This window comes from Paenibacillus endoradicis, assembly GCF_024721975.1.
The window spans coordinates 883504-898270 of sequence record NZ_JANQBB010000001.1 but is presented as its reverse complement, the minus strand read 5'-3'; the positions used below and the strand labels follow the sequence as shown (position 1 = coordinate 898270).

At 36.3% G+C, this 14767-nt stretch carries 13 protein-coding genes; 4 read left to right on the top strand and 9 right to left on the bottom strand.

Annotated elements, in window-relative coordinates; translation table 11 throughout:
* Nucleotides 1-303 precede the first annotated feature (303 nt).
* From NV377_RS04095 to NV377_RS04080, 4 genes are all read right to left on the bottom strand, one after another.
* Nucleotides 304-1590, bottom strand: coding sequence for a DHHW family protein (locus NV377_RS04095; protein ID WP_258199884.1), 1287 nt, complete (start codon nucleotides 1588-1590; stop codon nucleotides 304-306).
* Between the two features lie 35 nt (nucleotides 1591-1625).
* Nucleotides 1626-3032: an MBOAT family O-acyltransferase gene (locus tag NV377_RS04090; protein ID WP_258199883.1), complete on the bottom strand. Its 1407-nt coding sequence runs from the start codon at nucleotides 3030-3032 to the stop codon at nucleotides 1626-1628.
* A gap of 189 nt (nucleotides 3033-3221) precedes the next feature.
* On the bottom strand, nucleotides 3222-3797 hold the full coding sequence (locus NV377_RS04085) for a hypothetical protein (RefSeq protein WP_258199882.1): 576 nt from the start codon (nucleotides 3795-3797) through the stop codon (nucleotides 3222-3224).
* Nucleotides 3798-3819: 22 nt separating this feature from the next.
* A complete protein-coding gene (locus NV377_RS04080) occupies nucleotides 3820-4830 on the bottom strand; it encodes an aminoglycoside phosphotransferase family protein (protein ID WP_258199881.1) in 1011 nt (336 codons plus the stop codon).
* A 443-nt stretch (nucleotides 4831-5273) separates the two neighbouring features.
* Between NV377_RS04080 and NV377_RS04075 the strand changes: the two genes are divergently transcribed.
* Both NV377_RS04075 and NV377_RS04070 read left to right on the top strand, forming a co-directional pair.
* Complete coding sequence (locus NV377_RS04075; protein WP_258199880.1) at nucleotides 5274-6623, top strand: arsenic transporter; 1350 nt, start codon at nucleotides 5274-5276, stop codon at nucleotides 6621-6623.
* A 30-nt stretch (nucleotides 6624-6653) separates the two neighbouring features.
* Nucleotides 6654-7310 (top strand): YwrJ family protein, encoded by a 657-nt coding sequence (locus NV377_RS04070; protein ID WP_258199879.1) that lies wholly within the window; start codon nucleotides 6654-6656, stop codon nucleotides 7308-7310.
* Between the two features lie 212 nt (nucleotides 7311-7522).
* On the opposite strand, the gene NV377_RS04065 is transcribed toward NV377_RS04070, so the two are convergent.
* From NV377_RS04065 to NV377_RS04045, 5 genes are all read right to left on the bottom strand, one after another.
* Complete coding sequence (locus NV377_RS04065) at nucleotides 7523-8503, bottom strand: permease prefix domain 1-containing protein (protein ID WP_258199878.1); 981 nt, start codon at nucleotides 8501-8503, stop codon at nucleotides 7523-7525.
* Between the two features lie 6 nt (nucleotides 8504-8509).
* Nucleotides 8510-8836 (bottom strand): PadR family transcriptional regulator, encoded by a 327-nt coding sequence (locus tag NV377_RS04060; RefSeq protein WP_258199877.1) that lies wholly within the window; start codon nucleotides 8834-8836, stop codon nucleotides 8510-8512.
* 236 nt (nucleotides 8837-9072) lie between these two features.
* Nucleotides 9073-10287 carry a chromate transporter gene (locus tag NV377_RS04055; protein ID WP_258199876.1) on the bottom strand — a complete coding sequence of 405 codons (1215 nt, stop codon included), beginning with the start codon at nucleotides 10285-10287 and terminating at the stop codon, nucleotides 9073-9075.
* Nucleotides 10288-10532: 245 nt separating this feature from the next.
* On the bottom strand, nucleotides 10533-11693 hold the full coding sequence (locus NV377_RS04050) for an MFS transporter (RefSeq protein ID WP_258200363.1): 1161 nt from the start codon (nucleotides 11691-11693) through the stop codon (nucleotides 10533-10535).
* A 277-nt stretch (nucleotides 11694-11970) separates the two neighbouring features.
* A complete protein-coding gene (locus NV377_RS04045; RefSeq protein WP_258199875.1) occupies nucleotides 11971-13140 on the bottom strand; it encodes an MFS transporter in 1170 nt (389 codons plus the stop codon).
* A 240-nt stretch (nucleotides 13141-13380) separates the two neighbouring features.
* Here NV377_RS04045 and NV377_RS04040 point away from each other — a divergent pair, with 240 nt between their 5' ends.
* Nucleotides 13381-13929, top strand: coding sequence for a TetR/AcrR family transcriptional regulator (locus NV377_RS04040; protein WP_258199874.1), 549 nt, complete (start codon nucleotides 13381-13383; stop codon nucleotides 13927-13929).
* Nucleotides 13930-14155: 226 nt separating this feature from the next.
* On the top strand, nucleotides 14156-14701 hold the full coding sequence (locus NV377_RS04035; protein ID WP_258199873.1) for a TetR/AcrR family transcriptional regulator: 546 nt from the start codon (nucleotides 14156-14158) through the stop codon (nucleotides 14699-14701).
* Nucleotides 14702-14767: the final 66 nt, after the last annotated feature.

Sequence of the window (14767 nt, the reverse complement as noted above, 5' to 3'; positions counted from 1 at the left end):
CGGTGACTATTGAGTTGCCATTGTAGATTTACATACTTATGAATGTTTTGGGATATTGAATTCACAAGAGAGAATTCTAAATTACGATACTATAGAGCATCAGTTTTAGACATAGGATGCGACCAATGTGATGGTAAATGCTTAACGATATTTAGCTAAATCACATATCATAAACCATTCTGAAAAAATCCTTATTGAGAACTTTATAGATTCTTGATTTAAAACTCTGAAAGAAAAAGAGCTCCTGCTACCCTAGTGATGGGTGACAGGAGCTCTTTTTTGAAAGTAAGGTTTAGACACAGCTTAATTGTCGTTCTTCTTCTCAAACTCATAATTTCCACTAAACAGATTATCATCGTGAAAAGCAATAATTAACATATCATAATGTTCTGTAGTTAGTACATTTTGCAAACTAAACTCCGAATAATAACGATTATCGAGAACGGTTAGTTTGTTAAAATGCTGAGCTAAATAAGGAGTTAGGGGATTCATGAACGAATCTTTTAGCAACAAAACATTTAATTGATTGTTTGCTTGCGGATTCTCATATGCGATTCTTTGTCGGTCCCCCCCATAGATGGTTCCATAAGCATACGTACTTCGTCCTCTTTTAAATCCATAAAAATCGTTAAAGTCCGTAATAGTTTGTGTTCCATCTTTGTTAATTACTTCGAAATTAGAAAAAGCGAAAGGTATTTTCGGCTCGTAAATAATCGTTCGATCTGCTTTCTTTGGATTAATAACAAAATTAATCTGATTGTTATAACTACCTTCAAATCTGCCGTCTACTAATTGAGAAATGTTGATCTCATCTAGAGTCATAGGCTCGTCTTCGAATATAGGCGACCTATTAGAAATTTGAGTAATCATTTCTTGATAAGCAGTGAATGCTCCTTTAATATTCCAATGATGATCGGTCTCTAAGTACATCTCTTCCAATTCTGCTTTTGTAAATGTATCAAACTTATTCCCAACATTAACGACATTAATATTGTTATCAAGTTTAGAAAGGAAATATTCCTTGGACTTCGCATAAGAATCAGTTCGTAAATAGGTAGGATATAAATGCATTAATGCTTTTGTTCTCGATGGGTTAGATACGAAATAAGTTTCGGTTCCTTGTTCCTCGGCGAATTTTATTGCCTCGTTTAATTTGGTAGTTGAAACATCAATGTGTTTCGTATAGACGACTTTGCTAGGAATTGGAAACATCCACTTATTGTTGGTCAACACAAGCTTGGACACAATTCGTGATTCCTTAACTTCTGTCCCATCCTCCGGTTTCAGCGGAGAATTTGTGTGAAGCATGTTCTCAAACAACATAGCATTAAATATTTTGGAATTTTGTTGTCGCTGATATAGTTTAACCATCCCGTCACGAAAAACAATTTGATCATTCAAATACTGATTCATATCTTCGAAGAAGCTTCGTGAGATTAAGGAATCGACTCTGATCGTAGGCAACGTACTTAACGTTCTATTCTCACTAGTCGAAAATTTTCGATCCGGTATAATAACAGTCGCAATTGAGAAGCCGAGTATAATAACTAGAAATGTGCACATATAAACGATTGAAGTAGATTTATTCACTTAGAAACTCCCTTGGTAACTTTGTTGTGACATATTTAGAATCTGAAATATAAGAACGGATTATATGTTGAATTAATCAGATATAATATTACTTCCGCGAACAAGATAAAGTAGAAAAGAAATGCTATCGTGACTTGTACTTTGGTCATATACTTATTAAATTTCAGTTTCTGTAGCTTCGGAAATAATGGCATAGAAACCATAATAGCAATCAAGAAATAGAACCAATTCAAAGAAAGCAATGACAGTGCTTGAGCATCGAATATTTCATTGCCACGGGAATAGAACATGGCAGCAATGAAATCTGTTGCATAGCCAAAGTTGTCTGCCCGGAAGAACACCCACCCTATCATGACAAGCAACAGTACGACAACATGGTTTAATGGATAAACTTTAGAAAGTAGCTTTTCTAAACCTGCTTTTTCTAAAGCAATAAGTACCCCATAGTAGATGCCCCAAGCAATGAAGGTCCAACTTGCTCCATGCCAGAACCCAGTTAGTGCCCATACTATGAACAAGTTTCGATACATCTTCCATCGAACTACTCTGCTTCCGCCTAGTGGAATATAGACATAATCTCTAAACCAACTCCCAAGAGAAATATGCCAGCGTCTCCAGAACTCCGAAATACTTTTAGCTATATAAGGATAATTAAAATTCTCTGCGAATTCGAATCCAAACATTTTACCTAAACCAATGGCCATATCGCTATATCCTGAGAAATCAAAATAGATTTGTAGTGTATAAGCGAGAATACCAATCCAGGCACTACCGGTTGAAAGGTCAGATGTAGAACTCATGAACACGTTGTCTGCTACAGATCCGAGAGGGTTAGCTAACAGTATTTTCTTGGACAAGCCTAGAATAAATCGTTGGATACCCTCAGCGAATTGTATTGAAGAGAAAACCCGTTTGCTCAGTTGCTTAGCTACAGCATTGTAACGAATAATAGGACCTGCTACAAGTTGCGGGAAAAAGGTAATATAAAGCGACAATTTGAACAGATTTCGTTGTGCTTTTTCTTTTTTCCTATAAACATCAATTAAGTAACTGAGTGCATGAAACGTATAAAAAGAAATACCTATAGGAAGTGGTATCTCCTGCAACTTAAGAGTCGTGTGAAAGACAGAATTGATTACATTAACGGCGAAGTTAGCATATTTGAAAAACCCTAAAAGTCCGATATTTACAACGATTGCAAACGCTAGTATATAGACTCGTTTTTTCTCTTTGTGCTCCGCCCTTTCAATCCAAATGCCGTATCCATAGTTAATGATTATGGACACGATCATTAGAACTACATACCTTGGTTCACCCCATGCATAAAATACTAAACTAAAAATTAATAGAATACTATTTTTGAATTTGAATGGAACAGAGAAATACAGGGTAAGAACAAGGGGTAGAAAGAAAAATATAAAGATTACTGAACTAAAAACCAAGACTAGCTTCCCCCTACTGTTGAATTATGTGAATGATTGCTTGAATCTATTAAACTTATAAAAGCATCAACCGCGAAACACATTTTACCACAAAAATTAAATTATAACTATCTTATGTTTATTTGAAAATTATTGGATCTTCATCAACGGAAATAGGATTATTATCTATAAACAGTAATTTAATGTCATTTAATAGTTTAACTCCAAATAACCCATATCATAATCTTCTCCCATTAAATTCACTGTTCCAGAAAATCCATGGAATTCCCATTGACCTTCTTCGTTTTGATCGAAAATATATTCTCTGTTCCAACCTTTTAACTTCTCGTCATCACCAATATATTCTTCTTTAATGCTTAATCTAGTCATATTTAAACTTTCATACTCATAATAGCTCTTATAAATGCTCGCATCTGTTACAACTATTCCTTCATGGAAAACAGTAGGATAAAATGTCTCAGCCATTACATACGTATCAGATATGGAATCCATATCATTTATAATGAACATCGTTAAAATTTCTTCACCACGATCACCAAACTCTTCGGTCAAAGCTTTCTCTGCTTGATCATAATCAATTTTTGAAAGGTTCTCTCTCAACGCTATATCAAGGATAAGTTTTTCTTTCTTTTCAACCATTTCAATTGCAGTTTTAATGTCGAAATCAATAGTTTCTTCTTTTATCGGCTTTAACTGTTCAGATGAATTACAACCAGATAAAATAACAACAACAATAATAAGTAAAGAAATTGATAATGCCCTCATTATTATCTATCCTCCCGTATACCTATTCCTTAGTTATCCATTTTTCTAATTGAGGAATCATATTTGCATAGCCTATGATCTCGTTAATTGTTTCTAGCACTTGAGCAGTTCCCAGTTGCTGTTCAGTTTCATCTGTACACTCAATCCACAATGAACGTTTTAAGTTATATTCCAGCCATCCTAATTTCCCCAGAAAACCATTATCAAAAATAACGTTCCAGTTTTCATTTAATGCTCCATATCTGTGTTTATAACCTCTAATAAATGCTGTGAATCTCTTCTTTTCAATGTTTCCTTCCATATTTTTAGACCAGTTAATTGCTGTCTCAGTCATTTCCACCATAGCATGAATAAATCCAGCAGCTTCCCAATCAATAATTATCGGCGTATTGTTATCCCACATCACATTTTTGGAATCTAGATCTCTATGACTTATAACGCTATTCTTTGCAAGGAGTTGAGCTGAACGAACAGCTCGTACATTCCAAATATCAAGATCATCAATGATCTCTAGTAGATTTTTAGCCCATTCTAACTTATTTTCCTGCCCCTTTTGCAAATAGTATTTCCAATCCGATAGCTGAAGATCATCTAAAGAATCGTTATGGATGCCTAACTCAGAATAATCAGTCATATGTATTTCTGCAAGAATTGTACCGATCTTTTCACAATGATAATTATTGATTTCTTGAGGTTTCAAACTTTTACCACCTATCCAATGAAACAGAAGATAGAATTGACCATCTAGTTCATGTATGGATGTACCGTGAACTTTAATCGCTGGAAGTGTATTGATATTATTAGCTGCAATATTAGAAATTCGTTCTGAATTGATATAGTTCTGCATTGCCACTGGTCGTAACATTATTTGAGGGTTTAGTGCTTTAATTGCATATTTTCCTTGCGTTGTTTCAATAGCAAACATTCGATGTAAGAGTCCACCCGAAATTGGTTCGGGAACACCGATTATTTCGCCTAATGTTAGATTATTACATAGTTTTTCGAATTGCAAATTGTACTGTACATCGCTCATTTTAGTTTTTCTCCTTAAAAATCCCCTTTTAGTTTCTCTATAATTTCTCTAACGCAATGCTTTATATCTTTATCATAGCAATCATTACTTTTGTCACTATACTTCATATATTGTGGAACTCTTATGTTCCTCACTTTGTTATTAGAAATATGATTTGTTAAAATATTCGGCATTTCCCCTAGATATCCTTCGTGAAATGACATTTTGCTATCCATGGCATGTATCTACTAATGATATATATCAATACTTGATATTCGTTGAAAATAATAGAAATAGGTATTCCGCTTAGCTCCTGTTAGGATGCATGTACATACAATACAAATGTGACTATAAGTCTCTTAAAGATGGAGGATGAGTACTATGAACATAGAGTAAGAGAAACTTTAACTTCAAGAGAGAGAGAGAAAAAGAGACTAATTCTATGTGAATAGAGGTTGAAGTTAATGCACAATGTTATGATAGCCCTTACCATTCTTACTTTTTTGTGTACTGTATCTTTCATTTTCTGGCGTCCTCATGTAAATGAGGCTATACCAGCAACTATTGGTGCTATTATCGTATTCCTTACTGGTAGCGTTTCTGTAACCGATTTAGGAGTCATAACTGAAACGATAGGCGGTGCCGCCGTGACTATCATTGCTACAATTGTTATGGCAATCGTTTTAGAAAGTTTTGGTTTCTTTCATTGGGCTGCTGAAAAATTGTTGGTATACGCCAAAGGCTCAGGTGTCCGATTGTTCTGGTTAACTAACCTTCTTTGTTTTCTAATGACGTTATTCGTTAATAATGATGGTAGCATTTTAATTACAACACCGATATTAATGATGTTGCTGCATAATATAGGACTTAAAAACCATCAAAAGATTCCTTATTTATTGTCTGGAGCTTTAATCGCGACTGCTTCAAGCGCACCAATTGGAGTTAGCAATATCGTTAATCTGATTGCATTGAAAATTGTTCATATGGATCTTTACATGCACACAGCGATGATGTTCGTTCCCGCTACTTTAGGGCTTGTCCTCCTTTCATTATTGCTCTTTGCCTATTTTTACCACGTACTACCGCGAAAGTTACCTGAAGCAAGAAGATTTTCGCATCATGCCTTTGAAAAAGGATATCATCCTTTAAAAGAAGTCAGACCACTCATTCCGAAAGAGAAACAAACCAAGTACATGATAAATATATTAGTATTTGTATTTCTTGTACGTCTTAGTCTGTTCGTAGCGTCCTACTTCCACTTTCCTGTCCCACTAATGGCAGTTATTGGTTCTATCTTTTTACTAACTTGGCGGTGGATTTACTTGAAAATCCCTCCTACTGATATGTTGAAGAAAACACCATGGTATATCCTTATATTTGCCTTCAGTATGTATGTCATTATATATGGGCTGCATAATATTGGGTTAACCGATATGCTAATAAGCTTTTTTCAACCGATAATATCTGGAGATCTACTTCAAGCGAGTGTCATGATGGGCATTCTGGTGTCTGTCCTTTCCAACTTATTCAATAATCATCCTGCACTAATGGTAGGAACACTTACCTTAACCAATATGAATCTAGATCCTCTTACTCTGAAAATTTCATATCTAGCAAGTGTAATTGGTAGTGATATCGGATCACTGCTACTACCGATTGGAACGCTTGCTACGTTAATGTGGATGCACATTCTTAAGAAAGGTAAAGTTAAAATAAGTTGGGGAGACTATTTGAAGGTAACATCCATTGTTATCCCGATCACTGTAATTTTCACTTTAATTATTCTGTTTTACTGGGTATCTTGGTTATTTTAATGACTATAATCAAAATTGGAGGTTTTATATATGAATGATCTTTACCCATTCATAAATGAAAAAGTAGAAGTAGAAATCTCTGGAAATAACATATATATAGGAACATTAATTGATGTTGGAACTGATCTAATTGTATTATTATCCGAGCAGCGCTACTTTTATATCCCGTTAGTCCACATACAAAGCTTAAAAGGTTCACCGTCTATTAATGAAGCAGATAATCCTCCAAAAGTTCCCATTGATCTTGACACGGATAACCTCTCTTTTCGAAAAACACTACAGCATGCAAAAGGTAGTTTTGTAGAAATATATATTACAGGTAATAAATCTATCCACGGCTATTTAACTAGTATTATGAATGACTATTTCGTATTCTACTCTCCCGTCTACAAAGCGATGTTTGTTTCAATGAATCATTTGAAATGGTTAATTCCATATAGCAATGATGTCACCCCATATTCTCTTAATAATCATACCTTGCCAATAATCAACTTCACCTTATCTCGAACATTTGCAGAACAGTGTAAAAAATTCGAAGGCAATATAGTTGTTTTTGATATGGGAGATAACCCTAATAAAATAGGCTTACTCCAGAAGGCTAACAGCCAAATCATGGAGTTAATAACTGCCGATGGAAACAAGCAATGCTGGAATATTCAACATCTAAAAACAGTCTATATGCCTTAATCCGATATAATTATCATATAGAGGGTTAAAAAAAACGACCTTCAAAAAAAAGAAAGTCGTTCAAAAAAAGGCTAGCTAATGCTTCTAAAATTTATGCAATTATGAGCATAGAAGATTGGTTATTTAACTAGTAATTGCAACAATAAAACAATATCGAAGTAGACTAAACAGCTTATTCCAGGTGTTCCACTGGATTCAGGCTGTTTGTTTGCTTAGGAGACTTTTTTTCGCTTCATTATATGATAGACATTACTAAACATTCCGAATAGGATGGCTGTTATCGGGAATATAGCCCAGTTGATGTCCCATCGCTGATAGACAAAGCCTGTGAACAGAAATACCACCGTAGCTAAAGGCCACACGATTCCAGCTACAGCTCCGATTATGCGTTCAGATTCCTTCTTCTCTGCTTTGGAGGTCTGCTGCTCCTCAAGCAGTTTCGTATAAGCTCCTTGAATATTACCGTAATAGACGAACAGGAACACTGCCAAAGCCACAGTCACCAGAAAAGCAGAGACTCCATACAGTATGAGGTCATCGTTGATAAATGTTGCCGCAATAATTAAAGTCGGCGACAACACACATAGACAGACACCCATAATTACTGAAATTCGATAAGTCAGAGCGAACAGGTTCTGACCACGTTGCAGGTCCGTCTTCAGAGAGTAAGGTAATTGGAAGCCTTGCTCCAGATTCTTGAAGCGGTCAAGTCTCATCCCACTGTAAATGAACATTCCGACAGCCACCGCGATTAGCACGAACATTCCGATGAGTCCCAACAATAATCCCATTTCCATTGAACTGTTATCACCCATAATTGAGTTATTTTCAAACAATGCATCAAGAAAAATTAATAGTGCAACCCCGCTCACGCAAAGAAAAACGCCGAGACCAGTCCAAAACCCTGAGCTACGTCTGGCAGTCGTATATGCGTAAGCCTCTTCTTCTGACAGTATAGGCAAATCAAACTCCTGTCTATTCTTATCAATACCTAGCTCGGCTGTCAGTTCTTCAATATTACCGAATTCTGATATAACAATACCGATTGCCTCGTTCTCCGACTTACCTTCTCTCTTCAACTCATGGTACTTCTCTTCCATACCAGATAGTAGCTCTTTCTTCAGATGCTCTAGTTCCTCGGTCTTTGGCAGACCAGCGAACATATTATCGAGATATACTTTAATCGTCTCCATGCTCTGTCACCACTCCTTAATAAATTGGTTTACAACCTCCTGCGTAACCTTCCATTCCTCACATTTCTCCTTATAATAAGTCAATCCCATCCTAGTAATCCGATAATAAGTGCGTCGCTTACCTTGGCTTTCATCCCGGTAAAATGATTCAATGTACCCGTTCTTCTCCATTCGGGTGAAGGCGGAATACAAAGTAGTCTCCTTCATGACATATTTTTCTTGCGTTAGCTGCCTAATATTTTTGGAAATCTCGTACCCATATGATTCACCGTCAAGCAGCATGTAGAGGATGAGGGTATCATTATAGCCACGTATAACATCACTGCTGATCACAAATGGTGTCCCTCCTTAATTACTTCATCTGTCGTAGTAGTTGAAGTATAACATAATTACTACGACAGATGAAGTAGTTTGGGAGAAATTAGGCAAAAAAATATCCGCACCGTTGTCAAGGCGTGGATAAGCTAGTATATTGTGACTGTATCTCACTATCATAGATATGAACCTAATATATGCCATAATATTGCATTGTATCATTCTTCTTGGTGATTAACCGTTTTTTGGAATTATTACCAAATACTAAGCAGTATACCTCCTGCAGCACCTGTAAGTACTATGATCCATGGAGGAAGTTTCCAAAATACAAGCATAACAAATAATATTGTTGCAAGTGCAAAGTCACTAGGTTCCAAGATTGCAGTTGTCCATAAAGGATCATATAGTGCAGCCAGTAAAATACCAACTACAGCTGCGTTAATCGCTACTAAAGCCCCTTTAACCTTCAAATTAGTTCTTAGGGCGTTCCAAAAAGGTAATGCCCCAGCAATAAGAAGAAATGCTGGTAAAAATATTGCAGTTGTTGCAATAAATGCTCCGGATAATCCTCCAGCCATCGCTCCAAGATAACTTGCAAATGTAAATAGTGGCCCTGGCACAGCTTGAGTAGCACCATACCCCGTAAGAAAATCTGCCTCACTTACCCATTCATTAGCAATGACTTCGCTCTCAAGAAGTGGTAATACAACATGCCCACCTCCAAATACCAAAGAACCTGTACGGTAAAAGCTATCGAACATAGTTAACCACTCGACTCCGCCCCATTTACTTAACATAGGTAATGCAAAAAGAAGGATGAAAAATAAGGATAAGCAGACGATTGCCACAGAACGACTTGTTGTAATATGCAACTCATGAACTTCATGTTCTTCTTTTTTTTGATATAACCATATCCCGATAAAACCTGCTGCTACAATTATCAGCACCTGACTAAATGCTGTCTGCCAATATAACGTAATTACTGTAGCGATCACTGCGATCGTTAATCTATTACGGTCAGGTGTAAGCTTTTGCCCCATCCCGAGTATGGCCTGAGCTACGATTGCGACAGCTACAATTTTCAATCCATGAATCCAACCTGAATTTCCTATATCAAAACCTTGCAGTAGAAAAGCAAAAAGCACTAAGGCGATGATTGAGGGTAGCGTGAAGCCTAACCATGCTACAACACCGCCTAATAGTCCTCCTCTTACAATTCCTATGCCTATCCCGACTTGACTGCTAGCTGGTCCCGGTAGAAACTGACATAGCGCAATAAGATCAGCATAACTTCGTTCATCCATCCATTTCCGACGCAGTATGTACTCATTATGAAAATATCCTAGATGTGCAATCGGTCCTCCAAAAGAGGTAAAGCCAAGTTTTGTAGATACTCTAAATACCTCAATGAGGGTAGTGAACTTTCCGTTCTTTTTACGCGGTATTAGCTCTTTTTGATGTGTCTCCATAACGATTACTAGCTCCTTTTATTTCAATGAAAAATTTTGTAGTAAAAAACATCGACTTGAAAGGTGACATTGAAAGATGATTATATTGTAAGCTTATCATCGTCAAGATACAGTCGATTTACAAACTCTTCATATATAAACTAGTAGCAGATTTCATTAGAAAGTACGAAGTGATAAATAGAAGGATTAGAATTATTAAACGGAGTATCTGCTCTTCATTATTATTGGGGGACAGTGAAACTGCCTCAACTTTCAACTAAAGGCGATTGATGTTTTTTTCTCAACAAACGTCTTACATAAAAATAGAACAGTAAAAAGGAAATGACTACTGAAAATGCACTAACCATAAATAATACTTTGTAGTTCATGTACTCGGACACGAGGCCAAGACCAATTGCACCCAGACCAATACCGAGATCAGTAGCGGTTGAGAAGAAAGCATTGGCAGCACCTTTACGATCCTCAGGAGCAAGATGAAGTGTTATTGCCTGAAGGGCAGGCTGTGCTGATCCGAAGCCGATCCCATATAGAACAGCCGAAACAAGCATGCCGAACAAACTCGTCGATAAGCTCAAGACGACTAAAGCTATAACGGTAATGATAAGAGCTGGCACTATGACAAATATCTCACCTTTACGGTCCGATAATTTTCCGGCAATTGGACGGGACAAAGCCAGTGTTGCGGCATAGACCATAAAAAATGCACCGGAATTCAATTCGATACCCTCAGCAAATAGTGGAACAAACGTGGTAATACCTCCATATGCAATGAATAGAAAGAAAATTGGTGCCATGACAGGTAAGACAGATTTTTCGAAAATTTGGATTCCCTTCCTGTTCGTGATTGGTCTGAACGGCATTTTCGCACCGAAAGTTAAAAACAACGCTATAGTAGAGAGTCCCACTCCAAATAGAAACATAGCTTCGTACGATAGGATTTGCATAATCCAAAGTCCAAACATTGGACCAATAGCCATAGCTAAAGTCATGGAGATGCTAAACCAACCCATGCCTTCTCCTCGACGAGTAGTTGGAATCATGTCTGTAATAGACGTCATCATGGAGGTTGTAGAAACTGCGCAGCTCATGCCGTGTAGTATTCTTAGTCCAATCAACATGATGATTCCACCAATCCAGTTATACATGTACATGGCAATTATAAATATGATTAGCCCCCAGATAATAAACGGACGTCTACCGAACCGATCCAGTAGCCCACCGACAAGTGGACGAAAAATAACGGATGATAACATTAACGCCCCCATTACAAGACCAACTTGTTTCTCGTTGCCGCCCATCTCTTTAATGAATAGAGGTAGCGTTGGATACAGCATATAAAAAGCAGTAAATAGAAAAAGTAGACTCAAAGTCATCAGAATAAATGACTTCGTCCATAAGCGTTCCATCATGCAGACCTCCTCAAATGATAACTTGATTTCTATATACGCTTATAGCATTTTCTGCTGTAAGATTATCACTTTATAAATAGCTGATGCTCAGGAGAGCATTACTTCAGTAACTATATTTATTATTAACTGTATAGATGAAGCTTTCAATTGTTAAAATACTGATTTTTGTTTATTAATGAACAAGTTATTGTATTTAGTTCATTATAATAAATGATTCAATTAGATTTATTACCGTACTTTTGATTTCAATACTATGGATTCATGTTTGAAGTCCTTATCTAGAATATTGATTTCTAGAACTATAGATAAAAATTCTTAGTAAAATAGCTAACAAACTCAATACCAAGAATAACACGCCTCCTAAAACGATGTATTGTGTGCCCATACCCGCTATGAACATTCCTCCTACAGCAGTACCGATAGTTATTCCTAAATTCCCACACGAGAGAAACAATCCATTTGAGAAATCGGGAGCTTCAGGAGCCGCAGAGGTTATCCAATATTGACTAATCAAGTTACCAATTGCATAGAATAAACCCCATAATACGACTGTTGCCATCATTGGCCCAGTAGACGTACCGGTTAGAAATGATAATAGATAAACGATTACTAATACAACAGGAAATAATATAACCGTTCGCCTTGCATTTTTAGAAAGTAACTTTCCTCCAGCAAAGTTTCCAATTAAACTAGCCAAGCCATAAAGAAATAACACCAAACTCAACGTTTTACCTGAGATATGAGTAATGGTGCCAAGATACTCTGCAATGTAGCTATTAACACTAGCACCTGCTGAAGCTATGAATACGACAGCAACAATAGCTAACCATACAATAGGCTTTTTTAATATGCTTAATTGAGATCCGTAAGAAAGCTTTTCAGTAACGGGCATGCTTGGTACAAATATCCAAGTAGCTATGAATGCTAGAGCGTTTACGATAGCGAAAAATAACATTGCTATTTCTACAGAAGTTCCATTTGCAATATAATTTGCGATTGGTACTCCAAGAACCATTCCTCCAGTCACTCCCAGCATGACTTTAGAAACAGCTTTTGGAGCATCTTCCTTACTCACCGAGCTAGCAGCTACTGTCAAAGCCAATGAACAATAAACAGGATGGAAAAATGCTGGAATAACACGAGCAATAATCGCGATGGTAAAGCTTGGTGCAAATATTGATATTATATTACACAAAACAAAAATACCGAGTACAAGTAACATTACTGTCTTGCGGTTTATACCAGAAAATAATAACGGCATCGTAGGACCGGCAATAGCAACTGCAAGTGCGAAAAGACTTACTAACAGCCCCGCTTTTGAAACACTGACATGAAAGTAATCTGCAATCTGAGGTAATATCCCTATTACTCCCATTTCAGTTGTTAAGATGCCAAAAACTCCGATTATTAAAATATAGATAAATAAATTATTTTGCTTGCTCATACATAAAAACCCCTTCACTATTTATGGATATATCTAACTGATCATATAAACATCTCAAATTATAAAATTAACAGTTTCGCACCAATCTCCCGCTTCAATACACTTGGTTGAATTACTGCACTCGTGTGTAATATTATTGGAGTTATAGATTATTCGCAATTACTAAAAGATGTTGTTTTGTGAATTAATGCTCAATTAGAAGATAATTGTGTACTAAATTGAAAGCTAGGTGACTAATGAGTGTCTAAAGTAGATCGAAGAATACTAAAAACTCAAGATGCAATTAAAAAAGCTATTATTGAACTGATGTCAGAAAAGAAATTTGATCAAATTACAATACAAGATATTTCCGATAGAGCCAATGTTAGCCGCAGAACGATCTATCTTCATTACATGGATAAATTTGATTTGCTTGATAAACTTATTGAGGAACATATTAACGAACTAAGAGTTCTATGTTTATCCGAATCAGAAATGGATTCTAAAGATCGGGGAATGACTTGGTTCGAATACTTTGAATGTAACTATTTATTTTTCTCATCCATGTTAGCAAGTAAAGGAGCACCATTTTTTCGCAAACGCTTCCTAGAATTTGTAATTGATGATATCCAGAATGGATGGGAAATGATTGAGGGTGAAAAACGTGGAATAAATAAAGATATACTACTTCAATTTTTTGCGCCAGCTTATGTAGGTATCGTAGAATGGTGGTTCAACAACGATATGCCTTATCCTCCTCATGTCATGGACGAGCAAGTTGACAAGTTGTTGGTAACGAATCTTTCATAATTATATTATAGATAAAGCAAAGAAGCAGTTGCTGAATGCGAACTGCTTCTTTGTTTACATTAAAATCAGATTTAGGTACAATAATGAATATTGATACATTAATGAACTCATGTCTATTAATATCTTCTTATACAGAAAACATTTAAATGTTAGATTAGTGTAATTTGATTTGTAATAAACAAATGCTGAGAATTGTTTATTATCTTCAGAAGGTTGGTGAACTTTAATGACTAAAGTGGATAGAAGAATCCTCAAAACTCAGGAAGCATTAAGAAAAGCAGTTATTGATCTGATGTCAGAGAAAAAGTTTGATGACATTACCATCCAAGAACTTTCTGACAGAGCGAATGTAAGCCGAGGAACGATCTACCTTCATTACTTGGATAAGTATGATTTGCTTGATAAGCTTATAGAATCGCATATCCATGAACTCCGAGAATCATGCCATGCTGCAGCTGATATGGACTTCATTGGGTCAACGCTGATGTGGACCGAATATTTTGAGAATAATTACTCCTTCTTTTCGATGATGTTAGCGAGTAAAGGCGCTCCGTATTTTCGAAATCGTTTCTTAAATCTTCTTGTCGAAGAGTTTACGAATGAAGTGGATTTAACCAAAGGTATAAACCAGGGATTTGAAGAAGATATTATCGTTAGATTTGTTGCATCGGCATATGTAGGGGTCGTGGAATGGTGGTTCACTAATGAAAGACCTATCTCGCACGAGCAATTAGCAGAACAATTGGGTTCATTGTTAGAGAGAAACATCTAGATCAATTAAAGAGGAGCAGATGCCGTGGCAAGCTGCTCCTCTTTACTATTTTCTTTGTCATAAGAA

Excerpts from the sequence above, each read along its gene's own strand:
- NV377_RS04070 (WP_258199879.1), top strand. The coding sequence starts at position 6,654 with ATGAATGATCTTTACCCATTCATAAATGAAAAAGTAGAAGTAGAAATC.
- NV377_RS04050 (WP_258200363.1), bottom strand. The coding sequence starts at position 11,693 with ATGGAACGCTTATGGACGAAGTCATTTATTCTGATGACTTTGAGTCTA.
- NV377_RS04045 (WP_258199875.1), bottom strand. The coding sequence starts at position 13,140 with ATGAGCAAGCAAAATAATTTATTTATCTATATTTTAATAATCGGAGTT.
- NV377_RS04075 (WP_258199880.1), top strand. The coding sequence starts at position 5,274 with ATGCACAATGTTATGATAGCCCTTACCATTCTTACTTTTTTGTGTACT.
- NV377_RS04035 (WP_258199873.1), top strand. The coding sequence starts at position 14,156 with ATGACTAAAGTGGATAGAAGAATCCTCAAAACTCAGGAAGCATTAAGA.
- NV377_RS04055 (WP_258199876.1), bottom strand. The coding sequence starts at position 10,287 with ATGGAGACACATCAAAAAGAGCTAATACCGCGTAAAAAGAACGGAAAG.
- NV377_RS04080 (WP_258199881.1), bottom strand. The coding sequence starts at position 4,830 with ATGAGCGATGTACAGTACAATTTGCAATTCGAAAAACTATGTAATAAT.
- NV377_RS04085 (WP_258199882.1), bottom strand. The coding sequence starts at position 3,797 with ATGAGGGCATTATCAATTTCTTTACTTATTATTGTTGTTGTTATTTTA.
- NV377_RS04065 (WP_258199878.1), bottom strand. The coding sequence starts at position 8,503 with ATGGAGACGATTAAAGTATATCTCGATAATATGTTCGCTGGTCTGCCA.